The 16,600-nt window shown below is 59.5% G+C and carries 20 protein-coding genes, 1 pseudogene and 1 riboswitch; of the genes and pseudogenes, 9 read left to right on the forward strand and 12 right to left on the reverse strand.

The annotated features are described in order from the left end of the window. Positions 1-44: 44 nt before the first annotated feature. Both QA644_RS30470 and QA644_RS30475 read right to left on the reverse strand, forming a co-directional pair. Positions 45-1,001 carry a transketolase family protein gene (locus QA644_RS30470; protein ID WP_283072865.1) on the reverse strand — a complete coding sequence of 319 codons (957 nt, stop codon included), beginning with the start codon at positions 999-1,001 and terminating at the stop codon, positions 45-47. Further along, positions 1,001-1,810 (reverse strand): transketolase, encoded by an 810-nt coding sequence (locus QA644_RS30475; RefSeq protein WP_283072866.1) that lies wholly within the window; start codon positions 1,808-1,810, stop codon positions 1,001-1,003. Before QA644_RS30475 ends, QA644_RS30470 begins: the two co-directional genes overlap by 1 nt. 211 nt (positions 1,811-2,021) lie before the next feature. Between QA644_RS30475 and QA644_RS30480 the strand changes: the two genes are divergently transcribed. The 7 genes from QA644_RS30480 (at position 2,022) to ribB (ending at position 8,485) form a co-directional block, all read left to right on the forward strand. Next, positions 2,022-3,002, forward strand: a complete 981-nt coding sequence (locus tag QA644_RS30480; RefSeq protein WP_283072867.1) for an ABC transporter permease — start codon at positions 2,022-2,024, stop codon at positions 3,000-3,002. A gap of 117 nt (positions 3,003-3,119) precedes the next feature. Beyond that, a complete protein-coding gene (locus QA644_RS30485; RefSeq protein WP_040115964.1) occupies positions 3,120-4,049 on the forward strand; it encodes a sugar ABC transporter substrate-binding protein in 930 nt (309 codons plus the stop codon). A gap of 28 nt (positions 4,050-4,077) precedes the next feature. After that, a complete protein-coding gene (locus tag QA644_RS30490; protein WP_283072868.1) occupies positions 4,078-5,556 on the forward strand; it encodes a sugar ABC transporter ATP-binding protein in 1,479 nt (492 codons plus the stop codon). A 22-nt stretch (positions 5,557-5,578) separates the two neighbouring features. Beyond that, positions 5,579-6,367 (forward strand): SDR family oxidoreductase, encoded by a 789-nt coding sequence (locus QA644_RS30495; protein ID WP_283072869.1) that lies wholly within the window; start codon positions 5,579-5,581, stop codon positions 6,365-6,367. A gap of 4 nt (positions 6,368-6,371) precedes the next feature. After that, positions 6,372-6,578 (forward strand): hypothetical protein, encoded by a 207-nt coding sequence (locus QA644_RS30500; RefSeq protein ID WP_283072870.1) that lies wholly within the window; start codon positions 6,372-6,374, stop codon positions 6,576-6,578. Between the two features lie 131 nt (positions 6,579-6,709). Then, the gene (locus QA644_RS30505; protein WP_283072871.1) at positions 6,710-7,492 is read left to right on the forward strand and encodes a glucose 1-dehydrogenase; all 783 of its coding nucleotides are present in this window, start codon (positions 6,710-6,712) and stop codon (positions 7,490-7,492) included. Positions 7,493-7,598: 106 nt separating this feature from the next. Continuing rightward, positions 7,599-7,743: riboswitch (FMN riboswitch) on the forward strand. Positions 7,744-7,858: 115 nt separating this feature from the next. Continuing rightward, positions 7,859-8,485, forward strand: a complete 627-nt coding sequence (gene ribB / locus QA644_RS30510) for a 3,4-dihydroxy-2-butanone-4-phosphate synthase (RefSeq protein ID WP_283072872.1) — start codon at positions 7,859-7,861, stop codon at positions 8,483-8,485. Between the two features lie 159 nt (positions 8,486-8,644). On the opposite strand, the gene QA644_RS30515 is transcribed toward ribB, so the two are convergent. The 7 genes from QA644_RS30515 to QA644_RS30545 all read right to left on the reverse strand — a co-directional run bounded on the left by QA644_RS30515 (position 8,645) and on the right by QA644_RS30545 (position 13,771). After that, the gene (locus tag QA644_RS30515; protein ID WP_194730670.1) at positions 8,645-8,929 is read right to left on the reverse strand and encodes a hypothetical protein; all 285 of its coding nucleotides are present in this window, start codon (positions 8,927-8,929) and stop codon (positions 8,645-8,647) included. Between the two features lie 125 nt (positions 8,930-9,054). Then, a complete protein-coding gene (locus QA644_RS30520) occupies positions 9,055-9,270 on the reverse strand; it encodes a hypothetical protein (RefSeq protein WP_074072512.1) in 216 nt (71 codons plus the stop codon). A gap of 75 nt (positions 9,271-9,345) precedes the next feature. After that, positions 9,346-9,648: a hypothetical protein gene (locus tag QA644_RS30525; protein ID WP_074072513.1), complete on the reverse strand. Its 303-nt coding sequence runs from the start codon at positions 9,646-9,648 to the stop codon at positions 9,346-9,348. A gap of 294 nt (positions 9,649-9,942) precedes the next feature. Further along, positions 9,943-10,185 (reverse strand): hypothetical protein, encoded by a 243-nt coding sequence (locus QA644_RS30530; protein WP_283072873.1) that lies wholly within the window; start codon positions 10,183-10,185, stop codon positions 9,943-9,945. A gap of 175 nt (positions 10,186-10,360) precedes the next feature. Continuing rightward, positions 10,361-12,094, reverse strand: a complete 1,734-nt coding sequence (locus tag QA644_RS30535) for a cache domain-containing protein (protein WP_283072874.1) — start codon at positions 12,092-12,094, stop codon at positions 10,361-10,363. Between the two features lie 336 nt (positions 12,095-12,430). After that, positions 12,431-12,763, reverse strand: a complete 333-nt coding sequence (locus QA644_RS30540; RefSeq protein WP_194731891.1) for a gamma-glutamylcyclotransferase — start codon at positions 12,761-12,763, stop codon at positions 12,431-12,433. Positions 12,764-12,898: 135 nt separating this feature from the next. Then, a complete protein-coding gene (locus tag QA644_RS30545) occupies positions 12,899-13,771 on the reverse strand; it encodes a hypothetical protein (protein WP_283072875.1) in 873 nt (290 codons plus the stop codon). Positions 13,772-14,141: 370 nt separating this feature from the next. Here QA644_RS30545 and QA644_RS30550 point away from each other — a divergent pair, with 370 nt between their 5' ends. After that, the gene (locus tag QA644_RS30550) at positions 14,142-14,486 is read left to right on the forward strand and encodes a hypothetical protein (protein WP_283072876.1); all 345 of its coding nucleotides are present in this window, start codon (positions 14,142-14,144) and stop codon (positions 14,484-14,486) included. A 285-nt stretch (positions 14,487-14,771) separates the two neighbouring features. Then, positions 14,772-15,221 carry a DoxX family protein gene (locus tag QA644_RS30555; protein WP_283072877.1) on the forward strand — a complete coding sequence of 150 codons (450 nt, stop codon included), beginning with the start codon at positions 14,772-14,774 and terminating at the stop codon, positions 15,219-15,221. Positions 15,222-15,378: 157 nt separating this feature from the next. Here QA644_RS30555 and QA644_RS30560 read toward each other — a convergent pair. From QA644_RS30560 to QA644_RS30570, 3 genes and pseudogenes are all read right to left on the reverse strand, one after another. After that, positions 15,379-15,682: pseudogene (locus QA644_RS30560) on the reverse strand (DUF736 family protein). A gap of 107 nt (positions 15,683-15,789) precedes the next feature. Then, on the reverse strand, positions 15,790-16,185 hold the full coding sequence (locus QA644_RS30565; protein WP_283072878.1) for a hypothetical protein: 396 nt from the start codon (positions 16,183-16,185) through the stop codon (positions 15,790-15,792). Then, positions 16,178-16,423 carry a type II toxin-antitoxin system prevent-host-death family antitoxin gene (locus QA644_RS30570; RefSeq protein WP_194730664.1) on the reverse strand — a complete coding sequence of 82 codons (246 nt, stop codon included), beginning with the start codon at positions 16,421-16,423 and terminating at the stop codon, positions 16,178-16,180. The genes QA644_RS30565 and QA644_RS30570 overlap by 8 nt, the downstream gene beginning before the upstream one ends. Positions 16,424-16,600: the final 177 nt, after the last annotated feature.

Here is a 16,600-nt window from a genome sequence, read left to right on the forward strand (position 1 = left end):
GACCGGGGCGGCTGAGCGTCCCGGCTCGATCGCGTGCGACCGGCTTATTTGCGCTTGATAAGCACCTCGGCGGCATCCGCGATTGCCGACGGAGCCATGCCGAATTCATCGAGAAGGAACTCAGCCGAACCGGTCGGAGCATAGACGCCCGGAACGCCCAGGCGCTTCATCGGAACGGGCGCATTGTCGACCACCACCTCGGCGACAGCGGAGCCAAGCCCGCCGAAAATCGAATGCTCTTCTGCCGTCACAATCGCTCCGGTTTCCTTGGCAGCGGCAATGATGGCATCCTCGTCTATAGGGCGAACCGTCGCGAAGTTGAGAACCCTGGCCTGAATTCCACGTTCCGTGAGGATTTCGGCAGCTTTCAGCATACGGTGAGTCAATGTGCCGTTCGCAATGAGCGTGACGTCGGAACCTTCGCGCAGAAGATTTGCCTTGCCAAGCTCGAACTTGTGACCTTCCGCAAGAAGGTCGGGCACGCCCACGCGCGAAAGCCGGAGGAAGCATGGCCCGTGGTAGGTCGCCGCCCACTCGACGGCCGCGGCGGTCTCGATGCGGTCGCAGGGCGCAATTACAGGAAGGTTCGGCAGGACTCGCGTCCAGGCGAAATCCTCGATCGAATGATGGGTTGGACCGAGCTCGCCATATGCCATTCCAGAGGAGATGCCCACGAGCTTAACATTCGCGTTCGAGTAAGAGATGTCCGCCTTGATCTGTTCAAGCGATCTTCCGGTCAGGAACGGAGAGGCGCCGCAGACGTATGGTAGGTGCCCGCCGTTGGCCAGGCCCGCTCCAACGCCGACCATGTTCTGTTCCGCGATGCCGACATTGACCAGGCGCTCCGGAAATTTCGACCTGAAGCCGCCAAGCTTCGACGAGCCTACCGAGTCATTGCAGACCGCTACAACTTTCTCGTTCTCGGTCGCCAGGCGTTCGAGCGTCGCTGCGAACGCGTCGCGGCAGTCGTAAAGCTTGGGTGCGTTTACTGGGGCGTTCATTACAGTGCCTCCGACAGTTCTGCCACTGCGATTTCGTATTGTTCCTTGTTCGGAACCTTGTGATGCCAGTCGACACGATCCTGCATGAACGAGATTCCTTGTCCCTTGTTCGTGTGCGCGACAATGCAATGCGGGCGGTCGCCTCGATGTTCGAGCGCAGGAACGATCTCGTGCATATTGTTACCGTCAATCTCGCTCACCTCCCAGCCGAATGCTTCTAGTTTCGGACGAAGTGGAGCGATGTCGTTAGTGTCGGCAAGTGCCGCACCCTGCTGGAACCTGTTGTGGTCGATGATCAACGTCAAGTTATCCAGCTTGAATTGGGCGGCCGCCATGATTGCCTCCCAGTTGGAACCCTCCTGCATCTCCCCGTCGCCGGTGACAACGTACGTATGATACATCGCGCCCGAGAGCTTGGCGGCCTTCGCCATGCCCACCGAAACCGGCAGACCATGGCCGAGCGGACCGGTATTCGTTTCGACGCCTGGAACCTTGTTGCAGTTGGGATGTCCATTCAGTCTCGAGTGCGGCCGCAGAAAGGTGGAAATCTCCTCTTCGGGAATGAAACCGCGCTTTGCCAGGGTTACGTACAGGGCGCACGCCGTATGCCCCTTCGAAAGGACAAACCTGTCTCGATCGGGATGCTTCGGCTGGTCCGGCCAGACTTTCAGGACGCGGAAGTAAAGGGCCGTGAGGATGTCGATGACCGACATTTCACCGCCGATGTGGCCGGCGCCTGCTTCAAAAACTGCCCGAAGATCGCGCAATCGGATCTCGCGAGCGAGGCGCTCGAGTTCTGTGGTATCCATGGATTCCTCATGTGCATAATTATTCAGTCGGCAATATTTTTGCACATGATGCCATTTAGTCAAGCCCCTTACGCGAACATCGCACACCCAGTGGCGCGGACAAATGCTGTTGACAGCCGCAAACCAACTTGTTAATGAATTTTCCAACGGGTGTGAATAATTATTCCTGCCTGCACGAATATTGGCTACCAGCTAGACCCAGGGAGGAACGATGGTGGCGCTCGACATCAATGAACAGAGGCTTTCATCCGGCACCTGGCTGAGCAAGCTCAAGGGTGCCACCGGCCCGCTCGTGGGGCTGCTCGCGCTTTGCGTCTTCCTGAGCTTCAGCACAGACGCGTTTCTCTCGGTTCGAAACGGCCTCAATATCCTCGATCAGATCACCGTCCTTGGCATCATGGCGGTTGGAATGACCTTCGTCATCCTCATCGGCGGCATTGACCTGTCGGTCGGTTCGGTTCTTGCCCTTGCGATGATGGTCATGGGCTGGACCGCCAATATCGCCGGCCTTCCGCTTCCCGTCGGGATCGCTTTCGGTCTGACCGCATCCGCGGTTTCGGGGCTGATCGTAGGCCTGCTGGTGACGCAGTTCAGGGTTCCGGCGTTCATCGCCACTTTGGCCATGATGTCGGCGGCTCGCGGCGTCGCAAACATGATCACGGACGGTCAGCAGATCGTGGGATTCCCTGACTGGTTCATGATGCTCGCAATCGATCGCCATTTCGGTGTGCTGACGGCCACCGTCTTTCTAATGCTTGCCGTCGTCCTTGCCGCTTGGCTATTCCTGCACTTTCGTTCCGAAGGTCGAATGCTCTACGCCGTGGGCGGAAATCCGGAGGTCGCCCGCCTGGCGGGCATCAACGTCCAGCTCGTGACGATCGGCGTCTATGTGATCAGCGCAGTCCTTGCAGGACTAGCAGGCATCGTGCTCGCGGCCCGCCTGGACTCGGTCCAGCCGTCCAGTGGCTTTGGCTATGAGTTGGACACCATCGCTGCGGTCGTCATCGGCGGGACTTCGCTCTCTGGCGGCGCCGGCGGTATCGGGGGGACGCTCATCGGTGTTCTCATCATCGGCGTCCTTCGTAACGGTCTCAATCTTCTCAATGTCTCGCCGTTCCTTCAGCAGGTGATCATCGGCATCGTCATCGTGCTTGCGGTCGGCGCGGAGACAATTCGTCGGCGTCGCGCCTGACGAGCCGGCCGCCGAGTTGGCCCGCTCCACGAATTCCGCCCCCAAGGGTTGGGGCGGATCAATACCCCGAGGGGGAGGAATGACCCGAGGGTTCCATCAAACAACGGAGGAATTAAAATGAAAATTGCGCGCACCATGCTCGCGTCTGCCGCACTACTTGGTCTCACGCTCGGGCCCGTACATGCGGCGGAGCTGAAGAAGCTCGGCCTGGCCGTTGCCAACCTTCAGGCAAACTTCTTCAATCAGATCAAGCAGTCCGTCGAGGACGAAGCCAAGAAGCATGGCATCGAAGTCGTCACGGTCGACGCGAAGGGCGACGGACCGACGCAGGTCAACCAGATCCAGGACCTTCTGACCCAGAACATCGACGCACTGATCTACATTCCGGCGGGTGCGGCCGCAGCGACCGTTCCGGTCAAGCTTGCCAAGAATGCCGGCGTTCCGGTGGTGAACGTTGACCGAAACGCCGACGGAGCACCCGGCGACACCTTCCTTGCAACGGATTCCGTCGCGTCCGCCAAGGCCGTCTGCGACTACATTCTGAAGCAAGCCGGCGGCAAGGGCAAAATGGTTATCATCCATGGCCAGAAGGGGACGACGCCCGAGGTCGACCGCTCCAAGGGATGCGCTGAATCCCTCAAGGCCAATCCGGACGTGAAGGTTGTTGCCGAGCAGTACTCGAACATCTGGAGCCAGGACGAAGGATTCCAGATCATGCAGAACATGCTCCAGGCAAATCCCGACGTCTCGATCGTATTTGCCCAAGCCGACGCACTCGCACTTGGCGCCGCGCAGGCAATCAAGGTCGCCAATCCCTCTCAGAAGATCGTGGTGGGCGGCTTCGACGGTGACACAGCAGCCCTTGAAGCGCTCAGCAAGGGTGTCTTCGACGTGACTGCAACGCAGCAAACGCAGAAGATGGGACGCGACGCGGTCGCAAACGCCGCCAAGCTCGTCGCCGGAGAGAAGGTACCGCCGGTACAGCTCTTGGATGCCACGCTGACGACCAAGGAAAACGTCGCAGGTTTCATCGCCAGCCACCCGTAACAAAGTCGAGGTCTTGAGGAGGTGTGCCGTGACTGATCCGGTTCTTTCCCTGAGGGGCATATCCAAGCGATATGGACCGCTCCAGGTTCTGAGGAATGTCAGCCTTGACGTCTATCCGGGCGAAGTTGTTGCACTTCTGGGTGAGAACGGAGCGGGCAAGTCAACGCTCTCCGGCATCATCGCCGGGTCACGCACGCCATCCGAAGGATCAATGACATGGCTGGGGCAGCCTTATGCCCCGGCCACCCCAAGGGAGGCGATCGACAAGGGTGTCGTCCTGATCCACCAGGAGCTGCAACTCCTTCCGCAGCTTTCCATTGCAGAAAACGTCTTCATCGGACGCTGGCCCATGAAGAACGGCGTCGTCGACCGCGCCCAGATGGTTCGCCGCGCAACGGAGCAGCTCGCTCGCCTGAACCTTCATATACCAGCAACGCGGAGAGTCGCCGGCCTTTCGACCGCAAATCAGCAGCTCATCGAAATCGCGAAAGCGCTGGCTCTGAATGCAAAGCTCCTGATACTGGACGAGCCGACCGCAGCACTCGGTGGCGCGGAGACGGAAGCTCTTTTCGAACAGGTCCGAAAGCTTCGGTCCGAAGGCGTTGGCATCATCTACATCTCCCACCGCATGGAGGAGATCAGGCAGATTACCGACCGGATCGTCGTGCTTCGCGACGGTGAGCGCGTGCAGGAATTCGCCGACAGCGCGACGCCCGTGCGCACGATTGTCGAGAGCATGGTTGGACGTTCGCTCGACCGTCTGTTCCCGACCCTGCCCGTTCCGACGGATCATCCGGTACTTGAGGTGTCGGGGCTGAGTTCTCCGGACAATTCGTTCCGCGACGTTACCTTCGACGTGAAGGCAGGCGAAATCCTTGGAATTGCCGGACTGGTCGGCGCCGGCCGCACGGAACTTGTGCGCGCCATCTCGGGTGCGGATCCGATCAGTGCAGGCTCGATCAAGCTGGAAGGCGATGAACTCAGGCTCCGCGATCCTGCCGACGCGATCGCCAAAGGCATCGTAATGGTTCCGGAAGATCGCAAGGATCAGGGTCTGGTGGTCGAGCACCGGATCGGCGAGAACATTATCTACGCCAATCTCGACATGCTGGGTGGACGTTGGATCACACCCCGCGTCAAGCGCTCGTTCGCGCAGAAGGCGGTTGCCAAGTTCGGCGTCAAGGGTCGCGCAGAGCAATATGCTTCGGACCTGTCCGGCGGCAACCAGCAGAAGGTCGTCATCGCGAAATGGCTCATGCGCAATCCCAAGGTCGTGGTCCTCGACGAACCCACGAGAGGCATCGACGTCGGCGCCCGAGCGGGCATCTACGACATCATCGTCAATCTTGCGAAACAGGGCGTGGCGGTCATCGTCGTGAGCTCGGACCTCGAGGAAGTTCTCGGCGTCTCAAATCGCATTCTCGTGCTTGCCCAGGGCAAGCAGGCAGGCATTCTCAATCGTGACGAGGCAAATGACGTCTCGGTCATGGAGCTCGCTACAATCTAAATAGACAGAGAAAGGAAGAGCGGTGTCCGACATCACTCTGAACGCCCCGAAGCTTTTCGATCTCAGCGGCCAGGTTGCCATCGTGACCGGAGCCGGCAGCGGAATTGGGCAGCGCATTGCCATGGGTCTTGCACAGTGCGGCGCCGACGTCGCGCTGCTCGACCGCCGAACCGATGACGGACTGGCCAACACGGCTAGACACATTCAAGGCGCAGGCCGCCGCTCCATCCAGATCGAAGCGGACGTCACGCGCAAGTCATCCCTCAGCGCGGCGGTAGCACGCACCGAGGCAGAGCTCGGCGCACTGACGCTTGCCGTCAATGCCGCGGGTATCGCCAACGCCAACCCGGCGGAAGAGATGGAAGAGGATCAGTACCAGACGTTGATGGACATCAACCTGAAAGGGGTCTTCCTTTCTTGCCAGGCCGAGGCCCGCGCCATGTTGAAGAACGGACGCGGATCCATCGTCAATATCGCGTCCATGTCCGGCGTGATCGTCAACCGGGGACTGAGCCAGGCGCACTATAACGCTTCCAAGGCCGGCGTGATCCATATGTCGAAGTCCATGGCGATGGAATGGGTCGGCCGTGGAATCCGCGTCAACACGATCTCGCCCGGATACACGGCGACGCCGATGAACACGCGTCCCGAGATGGTCGATCAGACCAAGCTCTTCGAAGAGCAGACGCCGATGCAGCGCATGGCAACGGTCGACGAAATGGTCGGTCCGGCCGTGTTCCTGCTGTCGAATGCGGCAAGTTTCGTGACAGGCGTCGATCTGCTTGTCGACGGCGGTTTCTGCTGCTGGTGATGCCATGCGAAAGCTGATTGCCGGCAGCTGGAAAATACACGGTCTCGCTTCCTCCCTGGCCGAGATCGAGGCGCTGAAGGGACTTACGAGCGAGGCGGCGTGCGACATCGTCGCCCGCTCGCCCTTCACGCCGATCGAGAACCCCGCGAAGCGCTCGAAGGGTTCGACCGCGATTACCGTCGCGCGTTCCACGACGACATTGACGCCATAGCCAGAGGGGCCACTGTCGCTCACAAGGCCGAGATCATTTCTGCAGCCGCTTGAAGGCAGCATGACGCAACAGGAACTGCCGGCTCTGTGGCCGACGACCGATATCGCCTGGCAACGGGAAAGGAAGAGAGAATGAAACGCTTCGAAAACAAGACCGTCGTCATCACGGGAGCCAGCCGCGGGATCGGCGCAGCGATCGCCAAGCGGTTTGCGAGAGAAGGCGCCAATCTCGTGGTCTCAGCAAACGAAGAGTCGGTCCACGCAGTCGCCGAGCAAATCAAAACCGATGCCGGCAATGCTATCTCCTTCGTCGGAGACGTCACCGACAAAGCCAGCGTGAAGGCTCTCTATGACGCGGCGGAGAAAGCTTACGGCACTGTCGACGTGTCGATCCAGAACGCCGGCGTCATCACCATCGCCCGCATCGAAGACATGACGGAAGGCGAGTGGGACAGGGTCATGGCCGTCAACACCAAGGGCGTCTTCTTGTGCGCGCAGGAAGCAATTCTGCGCATGCGCAAGCTGGGACGCGGCGGCCGCATCATCAACACCGCCTCTGGCCAAGCCCGCGACGGGTTCATCTACACACCACACTACGCCGCTTCAAAAATGGGCGTCGTCGGGATCACCCAGAGCCTTGCCAAGGAAGTCGCGACCGAAAACATCACCGTGAATGCCTTCTGCCCCGGTATCATCGAAACGGACATGTGGGCCTATAACGATCAGGCCTGGGGAAAACTCCTCGGCAACTACGGCCCCGGAGAACTCATGAAAGAGTGGGTCGAAGGGATTCCCATGAAGCGGGCAGGATCTGGCGAGGATGTCGCCGGTCTCGTCACCTTCCTTGCCAGCGACGATGCTGCCTACATCACCGGCCAGACGATCAACGTCGATGGCGGCCTGATCATGTCGTAGCTTTATTCGACATTGAGGAACGGTGCGTTCACCGCGAAAAACAGATTCTCGATGGGCCGGCGGCCGGCAGCCTCTTGCAGAACACGGCATCGATCCTCTATGTTACACGCGTTCTCAGGGCGGGGTGCAATTCCCCACCGGCGGTATCGAGGCAACTCGGAGCCCGCGAGCGCCTTCGTGGATGCGGAGGGTCAGCAGATCCGGTGAGATGCCGGAGCCGACGGTTATAGTCCGGATGGAAGAGAGCAATGCAGCGGACGCCGCCTCAAGCGCGGCGTTTCCTATGCTTGTTCGCCCAAGGGAAAATGGTGGCTTTGACAGGCCATGCACGCCGCTCACAACGGCTAACCCTTGAAAGGCAAGAAAATGGCAATTTCCAAAATCGACGATGCGGTCGCCGCTATTGCGCGGGGCGAGATCGTCGTCGTTGTCGATGACCGTGACCGGGAAAACGAAGGCGATCTCGTGATCGCGTCGGAGGCCGTCACTCCGCAAGCGATCGCGTTCATGATGAACCACGCCCGTGGCCTTATCTGCGTTGCGATGGAAGGCGACAGGCTCGACGAGCTCGATATTCCTTTGATGGTTCCACGCAACACCGAGGTGCTGAAGACTGCCTTCACCGTCTCCGTGGACTACATTCCCGAAACGACGACTGGGATATCGGCCGCCGACAGGGCTGCCACCGTTCAAGCACTCGTCAGAACAGGCTCTCGCCCCGAGGATTTTGCCCGGCCAGGTCATATCTTTCCGCTCCGAGCCCACCCGAACGGCGTTCTTTCCCGCCCTGGCCACACCGAAGCAGCGGTGGATCTCGCCAAGCTTGCCGGTCTGTCCCCGTCCGGGGTGATTTGCGAGGTGGCCAACGACGATGGCACGATGGCACGCCTTCCCGAACTCGAACGGTTTTCTGAACGGCATGGCCTCCATCTGATCACCATCGAAGACTTGATCGCCTACAGGGCAGCGAGTGTTCCCGTTAAGGCAGCCTGAAATCCGGTTGCCCGTCTTCTTTTAGGTTTGAGCGGTCTTCCTCCCGTGGCCGCTCGAATCTGGTCCGGCGCTCGCGACCTTCCGATGAACGATACGAGCGGTATCGGCGCATCGAAAGGCGGGCGACCCCGTGGCTGCGGCCCGCATAGTCGAAGGAACCTACATAGATTGTGTGCCTCGCCATTCGACAACATCCGCGCTTTGAACCCAGATGGTTTCCTCTTCGCCCGCGCGGCCATGCTCCAATTTATATGTGGCGACCTCGCCGAAGGTGTCGGCATATGCCAGCAGGCGCTCCAGCGACGCGTCGGGCGGCGACGCTACTCTCTCCAAAGCCTCGCGCGTCACGATCACGAGCCAGTTCGCCGCGATGTCGGTCATTGGGATGTGGCCGTTCTCATTGGTGACGAACGGCGGCATGTTCGGGCGCATTTTAAGCGACATTGCTCCTCCTCAGTCGAACAACATTATGTCTCCGGCGGCTCGACGGTCCTTCTGAGCTTCCTTGTGCCAGTGATCAGCGGAAAGATCGCGATGGCGATCAGCGCCGGCATCATCAAAGTTGGATTTCAGGAGCGCAGGCTTCGGAGCAATGCGGGGTCCTGCTTAAAGCCGTCGATCTCATTCTGGGCCTTAAAATACGCCTCTCTCCAGAGCCTGTAGCGAACCGGATCCGTTTGGGGATCATACGGATTGTCACCCAGTAACTTTCCAGTTTTTGGCGCTAGCGCGCCCATGTTTTCGGCTTGCCAGTCGTCCAGTTCCCTTCTGCTGCCTTCAAACATCGTCCACTTCCTCGTCTATCAAAGCGTTCGCTAGTTCTGCCGCCGCATGATCGAGCCTCGCCTTTGAGCAGGGCGTTAATGAACAATAGAACGGAGCTCCGTCGGAAGACCTTGGATCGCGAAGCGATGAAGCGGTGAACCTGCAAAAGCCGTCTCCATTTTCCGAGACTTCCCGAATTGCCGATCAAGTTCATTGGCGAGGTCGGTGGGATCCGTCATTCCCTGTTGAAAGAGGCGGACCATCAGCTTGGCTGCTGCATTGAAAGGTCGAGGCGGTTCGATAAGAATATCGTCTGTATAGCCGGCATCACTCAGCACCTGCTGCAGCATGCCGAGGTCTTGGCTCGTCAGATATTTCGTAGAAAATTCGGAAGACATAAGGCCCTCCTTTCGGTCGGGGCAAGGGCAAGGCAGCCCTCAAACAGCAGCGCCCGTGATGATGACTGCTGGAGGCGGGAACCATGCGCTGCCCCCGGAAGCAAAGCAAATGAAATCTTTCGAAGATGCTAAAATACGCTCCGACTGGCAAGCGGGCCGCATTTGCCGGATCAGCCGCAATGAACACGCGGCGTAGATATCAGGCAGAGCACCTTGATCGAGATCCGCTACCGACAGAACCTCGACAGTTCCCACTCACATCATTTCGGTGCCGAGGCAGCAGCCGGCGAGGCGCTAGTGAATCGCCGACGAAGACCGCGCGTTCACGCGTGTTGCCACCTCTCCGATGTGGGTGCCGATGAGCAGTGTCGCGATGTCGTCTGAGGTGCGATAACCGTCATTAAAGAATGCAAGGGCAGCAGCACATAAGAAATCCGTTGTCTTCTCATCAGGAGCGACCTGATAATAGTGATACCATTCACCGACAGCCCGCGAGAGCACGGCAAAATCGGGTTCCCGCACCAGTCTTTGCAGCATGATTGATCTCCCATTCCTGAGACTAAATGCTAGGTCGGGCGGAATTTTCTTCAACGGAAGAAGGTGCTCCTTATTTATTCAGAGCGAATGACCTCAACGTCAGGCAGGCCTGCAAACAACCTGCATGCGGACGGGATTCAGTGCCTTTGACGGTTCGTCGGAGCAGCAGCCTTTCTCAACTGCGGCCCGCTTTGCGCGGGTTTTCGATTGCGCCATCCTCGCTTTGTGCGCGGGCAACCTGGAAAGACGTCGCCGGATGATCATCCGTCGGATCTCCCGGCAGAAAAAATGCAAGTTCAAATATCAGGCCGCTGGTCCCATAGGTGGAAAGGCTTTTTGCCTGATATTTTGCCGGGAAGGCCTTTTCGATCAGCACCGAGCCGAACCCTCTAGCGTTGGGCCGAGTGACCTCGGGCCCCCCGGTTTCCTGCCAGGTCAGCAGAACCCGCCGGTCCTTGAGGGTCCAGTTAACGACAATCCGGCCCTCGTCGGTGCTGAGTGCGCCGTATTTCATCGCGTTCGTGCCGAGCTCGTGCACGACCAGCGACAGGGCCAGCGTGAGTTCCGCCGGTAGAGAAACCTGTGGACCGGTTACTTCCATTCGGCTGGCATCGACCTCATGGTGGGGGCGCAGCGACTTTCGGATCGTCTCGGAGATATCCGCCGAATGGGCCTCTCTTGTGAGAATGAGGTCGTAGGCTCCTGCCAGCGCCGTTAGCCTTTTGGAGAACACGGCATAACGCGAAGGATCGCTCTTCGCAAAACTCTGTCGGGCGATCGCCTGCACCAGAGCGTAGCCGTTCTTGACTCTGTGGGCCATCTCCCGCGACAGCAGGTCTCTTTCGTCCTCCGCCTCCTTCGCTTGCCGGTGCCGGGCGTCCAGTTCGTCAAGGAGACTGTCCAGTGTCGCACCCACAGCACCGAGTTCATCTTTCGCCGGATTCATTCCCGTGCGCACGTCGGTCCTGCCGGCGCGCCAGTCTCCCATCACGCGAGCGATGTGGTGGATGGGTCTGACGATGAACCGGTTGCCTATGAGAACGGCGGCCAGAAAGGCGAGCAGCGCGCCTCCGAGGATAGACAGCGCATTGACTTCCGTCGCTCGGTTGATCGGTGCGAATGCCTCTTCCTTCGAGATGCTGGCGCCGATGTAGAGCGGGTTGTTTGGAAGCTTGATCGGGCGATATCCAAGGATCCGTTCGATACCGTCCTGTCCTGTAACCTCGATGATACCTGGGAAATCCGCATAGATCAGGTGTTGAAAGGCATGAGGTATTGCGGTTCCGACAAAGCGCTCGGGATATGGCACGCGTGCCAGTATCGTCCCCTTGCCGTCTGCGATCGTTATGGCGTTGCCACCCTCTACGCCGCGTTCTGCGATCCTGTCCTGCAGCCATTCCAAGCGCAGGCCCGTAACCAGCACGCGTTGGGCGACCCCCTCCTTCATCAGCGGCATCGCTACCGGAAGGACTGCACCCTTCGACATCCGGCTGACGGTGTAGGTGCCGACCACAAACCGGCCTGACGCCAGGGCTTGCCTGAAGTAGTCCCGATCCGCGAACCGGACGCCACTCGGCGGCTCGACGCTGCCGCAGACAGGATGCCCCGCCAAGTCGGTCACAAAAATCGTGCGAATATTGGACACGCTCGAGGCGACCGACCGAAGGGCCCGATCGCAAGCCGCCGCGTCGAGATCCTGGATCGCGGGCATTGAGGCAACGGCGACAAGAAGGCCATGCAGCCCTTCGATGATCCGTTCGACTTCGGAAGCCGCCAGCCGCGCGGCCTGCGCAGCGTTGCCCCTGATTTCCTCGTTGCGCTGAAGGCGTGTCTCTACTTCGTTATAAACGAGCATCGCGACAACGGGCGCTAGCGCCGCAACCGCGACTGCAACGAGCTTCAGTCTCATTCTTCCGCCCTTTGGATCGTATGGATCCGTTCCCCAACCGGGTTTCGATAGCATGACTATTCAGGCCTGACTATCCATGTGTGTCATTCGTACGCTGGATCGCCGTCCATGCCAGAACGTGGCCAGAGGCCCTGAATGAGACGCCCTGAGTTTAGGAAATGAAGATGGGAAGCCGCTCATGAAAGAATCCTTCATCAGCGTCGCGCGCGGCCAATGCGAACCGACTGCTGGAGAAAGAGGGCTGAGGACGGCACTCGAAGCTGCAGTGCATTAGAGGCGCACCCTCTCGCACCGCATGCTTGCAATGCTCATATCTTATGTCGGCAGCCAATGCGCCTAGGGCGCGAGCACGTAAATAAAGGCCTCTAGTTGCCCATCCGGCGTACTGATCTTTGCCCGTTCACGGCGATACCCCGCCCCTTCAAATGCGTCGAGCCGTTCCCAGTGGTCCGGGAGATCCAGCGACTCGAACAAAAGCACGTCCACTGCCGCGCCGCCTTCATCGAGCAGCAAGCCTGGAAAACCAAGGGCAGCTCCCCATCCGGATTCCACGAGAGTCCCTCGAACCGTCCCCTTGCGCCAGGTTCCTTCAAGGCCGTCGAGCTGGTGATGGTTCACCCGGCCGGGGGCCAGCGATCCGTAGGTTGCAAGCCGGTGTTCGACGGTCATCGTGTCATCCTGTCCAATAGGTCTGTGAGCAGCCATTTGGTTCTCTCGCGATGCGTGACGCAGGCAGACCTTCGCAGTCGCGCATCAAACTCGAATTTAGGCGCCGCTTATGCAGATGTATATGAATGCACTCAATTACTTTCGTCTGCGCCGTTCCCGGGAGCGCGCCAGCCGGCGGGCGGGCCTCAGCTCATCGATGCTCGGAAGCCACCATTCTCGCCTCCGGTTTTCTGGAACCGGCTTCGCGGGCCATGTGCAGATCAGTTCGTCCAGCGTCGGCGTCCGCCACAGTCCCCAGACGTGGTCGTCCGTCGCACCCGGATAGAAATCCGCAACGGTATCTGGCGGCTCGACGAGTTCGCCGGTGATCTCAGTGAAGACGATGACACCGTACTGTTCGGTCGCCACGGGCCGCTGCAACGGCGGCAGGTCGTTGCACGCCAGCGGATAGCGACGACGCTTCCTCTCGGCCGAGCGAAGTCGGGCGCGCCTGTCGTCCTCGGTTCCCTTTCGCTCTTCAGCCCTGCGCTTTCGTTCTTCGGGCTCGTTCCGCCGGGCCGCCGCCTCGATCGTCGCCCATCGCCGCCTTAGGTCGTCGAACGACCGGAAGGGCACATGCCAGACCCTAAGATCGCTGTCCCAATAGGCCCAGGGAACTTCGCGCAGCTCATCGACGACAGTCCGGGAAAACGGCGTCCGGACCCGTAAGCCCGCCTCCCCGACCTCCAGATAGGGACTTTCGATCGGATCGAACTGGAAGGCGTCGCGTCCCTTCTCGTCCGCATAGGCTTCGACCTGCGTTGCCTCATACGCCCGCCAGCGGGCGATCCGGCGACCGGCAGTTTTCCCGGGAACGAACCACGCCTTGAGGTCATCGCTCCACCGCGCTTGGGGAAAAGCCGCGCGAAAACGCTCGACCGTCAGTCGGTCGTAGGGGAATGAGGTGGTTTCCCCGATCTTCTCTTTGAAGGCGCCTTCGGGCGTCTGCTGTTCTCGGCGGTTCGACATGGTGAGTTTATCTTTCCCTCGAGAAACGCTCTGACGTGCCGCGCGGTTTCGGCCAGCTGCGATCAGATTTGCCTCCGACGCTCGCGCGCATGCGGTGAAGCGCAGGTCAATCATCGGTGTCAGTGGATTTCCTCATGTCAGAAGGATCGGTTGGGTGCGGGCAGCGTTGCTACATGTCACCGAGGCTTTTGCTCCTCTCTTGACGATGACAAGGAGAGGGCCTAGACGGCGGCACCGCGCTGAGATGCAGGCGGACTGGGAGAGGCCCGGCTTGACGAGGAGCCGGGTCTTTTGCCGCAGGGCGGAGCAGAAATTCCCTTAGTCTGTTTCTCACCGGATTTGCACGTTGAAGAACTGGAGAGAGGCACTTATGCGCTATATTTTTAAATCGGCTATGATCGGTCTTGCCGCACTCAGTTGCGTTACGATCAGCCATTCCTTTGCAGGCGCGCAGGAACTGGAACTGCGGGTAGGTCCAGGTGGAGTTGGCATTTACGATCGCGACCGCGATCGGGACCGGTATTACGATCGCCGCTATAGGCCGGCTCGCCGGGCATGCGACCCGGACGATGCGCTTGACAGTGCGCGCGACGCAGGTCTCCGTCGAGCTCGTATCGTTCGTGTCTCGTCACGCAGTGTCGTGGTCCAAGGCTTTACGCGCCGTGGTCCCGCACGGATGGTATTTGCCAACGTGCGCGGCTGCCCCGAGATCTAAAATCTGTTTCCTGGAAGCTCTAGTAAGAGCATTCAAAGGCCCGCCACTTTCATGAGTGGCGGGCTATTTGTTTCCGACAACTCTTCGGGCCGGACCCTGTGGTCAAGGACAGAGCTCGCAACAGGGCATATGCAGCGTCTGCCCGCTCCGCAGCCCGCATTCGCTATTGTGACGTCGAAATCACGTCATTGTTAACTCAAACGATCATATTTTACCTCGTCGGACTTGGCTCTTGAACCGGTTCACGGGAGATGTGTTGCATCGCAATGAACGGAAAGGTCACCAATGCCAGATTTTGCCGATAGCCGACCCCGCCCGATGGTGCCGGCACTTCAGAGAATTTACATGCCATTTAACACCATCGCTGAAACGGCTCTGCGTGTCATCGCCGGCGGACTGCTGGTGACCCATGGCTACGGAAAGATCCTGAATCCCTTCGGAGCTGTCGGCATGGTGGAAGGTCTCGGCTTCTATCCCGGTTTATTCTGGTCGCCGTTGCTGGCGGCAACCGAATTCTTCGGCGGCATTTTGATCGCAATCGGGCTGTTCACGCGGCCAGCCGCTTTCGCTGCAATGATCGTGCTCCTGGTCACTGTCTATTTCCATGGCGTGGTGCGAGGTGAAGGCTTTGGTGGCGCCGAGAAATCGATCCTCTGGACTGCCATTTTCTTGTTCTTCGCGGTTCGGGGATCGAATTCGCAGTCTGTAGATGCCAAACTTGGCAAGCAGATCTGAATCCGAAGTCTAGCCACCTGGGGAAGCGGGCACGGCCTCGCCGTTGCCCCTTTTTGACTGCTACAATCGCAACCCAGAGCGCACGCAGATGAAACGAGGGCCGCGAACGGACCGGGCTTAGCGCCTGCCCGCTTCCAACCGCGGCTCCTCCTTTCCGTCAGCGGCGCGTGTTGCGTGACCAGATGAGCTGCGGGCCTTCCTGGCCTTGAATCCTGGTCAGAGTGGCGTAGATCGGAGCTGGGCGCTCGGATCGTCGAGCTTGACTGAATGTAGTCGCGTTCGGTTTCGCGGGCCTGTTTCTGCCAGCCGGCACCGAACCCGACATTGCCGGCCAGCATCCGGAAGTCGGGAGCGTCTTCAAAGATGCATTCGACACGGACGATATTCGCTTTGACGTTGAGGGTGAGGGTCTTGATGGTGCCGACGAAGCCGTCGGTCGATGTTGCCGGGGTCGCGCCCATCGCTGGCCTCACGATGGCTGTCGATAAGACCGGGGACGATCGGCGCGCCCGCAGGGCTGCAACGAAGTGGAGGACGGCCATGGGCCCACTGAGGCGGGCGTCAGGCATCAGGTACGCGTGATACCAGCGAGCCTTCGGGCTGCGGCCGCATTTTTGACGGTCAGCGCGATTTTCTTGAGGAAGGCAGGACTGAAACTGCCCAGAGGCGTCGTTGACTCGAAGTCAAATGCCTTGTCGAGTTCAACCCTATTGTACTCGTCGAGAATGATCCAGCACGGAAAATCCAGCCCTGCGCGACGGCATTCCATTTGGCTGATCGCAAGAGAAAGCCGCTCCGTGTCGGGCAGTTGCGATGTGACGGGAAACAGAAACACAGCTCCCGGCACTGCCGCGGTGCGAACGACGACGCAAACGGGCCTTGCCTTGCGGCCGGACTCTTCACCTGCGGTCGCCTGGCGTTTCCACAGGTAGAAAAAGCGGACGATCTGCCCAGGTTCAAGCATTATCGCCCTCGATAATATCCTCAAGACCGGTCATAAGTTCACGGTGGATGTCTTCGGGAGCATCCATCAGGTCGTATGCAACGGTATGGGAACGACCGATGAGCTTGCGGTATTGTTCCGCGGTCAGAATGACGAGCTTGTCCTTGCCGCGCTTTGTCAAGGTGACGGGTTCGATCAAAGCCGCTTCGAGGATTTCACCCGAAGCGCGGTTCATGTCTGAGAAGGTGAATTGCTTCATTGCCAAGTCTCCGTACCGAATTACCTATAATACGTATTCTATGCGATTTACGCAATTCGGATGGCGATCAGCGCCAGTCCCGGCGGTCAAAAGCAGCGAGGCGGCCGACCTCCTCGCTGCCGACGACGATTAATTTCGGCCGATGCGCGACACGACGGGCGTAAACCGGATCCCTGC

It is taken from the genome of Rhizobium sp. CC1099 (assembly GCF_029714385.1).
Classification (GTDB): Bacteria; Pseudomonadota; Alphaproteobacteria; order Rhizobiales; family Rhizobiaceae; genus Rhizobium.

Coding starts and splice junctions, on each gene's coding strand:
- QA644_RS30470 (WP_283072865.1), bottom strand. CDS start 1,001: ATGAACGCCCCAGTAAACGCACCCAAGCTTTACGACTGCCGCGACGCG.
- QA644_RS30475 (WP_283072866.1), bottom strand. CDS start 1,810: ATGGATACCACAGAACTCGAGCGCCTCGCTCGCGAGATCCGATTGCGC.
- QA644_RS30480 (WP_283072867.1), top strand. CDS start 2,022: ATGGTGGCGCTCGACATCAATGAACAGAGGCTTTCATCCGGCACCTGG.
- QA644_RS30485 (WP_040115964.1), top strand. CDS start 3,120: ATGAAAATTGCGCGCACCATGCTCGCGTCTGCCGCACTACTTGGTCTC.
- QA644_RS30500 (WP_283072870.1), top strand. CDS start 6,372: ATGCGAAAGCTGATTGCCGGCAGCTGGAAAATACACGGTCTCGCTTCC.
- QA644_RS30505 (WP_283072871.1), top strand. CDS start 6,710: ATGAAACGCTTCGAAAACAAGACCGTCGTCATCACGGGAGCCAGCCGC.
- ribB (WP_283072872.1), top strand. CDS start 7,859: ATGGCAATTTCCAAAATCGACGATGCGGTCGCCGCTATTGCGCGGGGC.
- QA644_RS30515 (WP_194730670.1), bottom strand. CDS start 8,929: ATGTCGCTTAAAATGCGCCCGAACATGCCGCCGTTCGTCACCAATGAG.
- QA644_RS30520 (WP_074072512.1), bottom strand. CDS start 9,270: ATGTTTGAAGGCAGCAGAAGGGAACTGGACGACTGGCAAGCCGAAAAC.
- QA644_RS30525 (WP_074072513.1), bottom strand. CDS start 9,648: ATGTCTTCCGAATTTTCTACGAAATATCTGACGAGCCAAGACCTCGGC.
- QA644_RS30530 (WP_283072873.1), bottom strand. CDS start 10,185: ATGCTGCAAAGACTGGTGCGGGAACCCGATTTTGCCGTGCTCTCGCGG.
- QA644_RS30535 (WP_283072874.1), bottom strand. CDS start 12,094: ATGAGACTGAAGCTCGTTGCAGTCGCGGTTGCGGCGCTAGCGCCCGTT.
- QA644_RS30540 (WP_194731891.1), bottom strand. CDS start 12,763: ATGACCGTCGAACACCGGCTTGCAACCTACGGATCGCTGGCCCCCGGC.
- QA644_RS30545 (WP_283072875.1), bottom strand. CDS start 13,771: ATGTCGAACCGCCGAGAACAGCAGACGCCCGAAGGCGCCTTCAAAGAG.
- QA644_RS30550 (WP_283072876.1), top strand. CDS start 14,142: ATGCGCTATATTTTTAAATCGGCTATGATCGGTCTTGCCGCACTCAGT.
- QA644_RS30555 (WP_283072877.1), top strand. CDS start 14,772: ATGCCAGATTTTGCCGATAGCCGACCCCGCCCGATGGTGCCGGCACTT.
- QA644_RS30565 (WP_283072878.1), bottom strand. CDS start 16,185: ATGCTTGAACCTGGGCAGATCGTCCGCTTTTTCTACCTGTGGAAACGC.
- QA644_RS30570 (WP_194730664.1), bottom strand. CDS start 16,423: ATGAAGCAATTCACCTTCTCAGACATGAACCGCGCTTCGGGTGAAATC.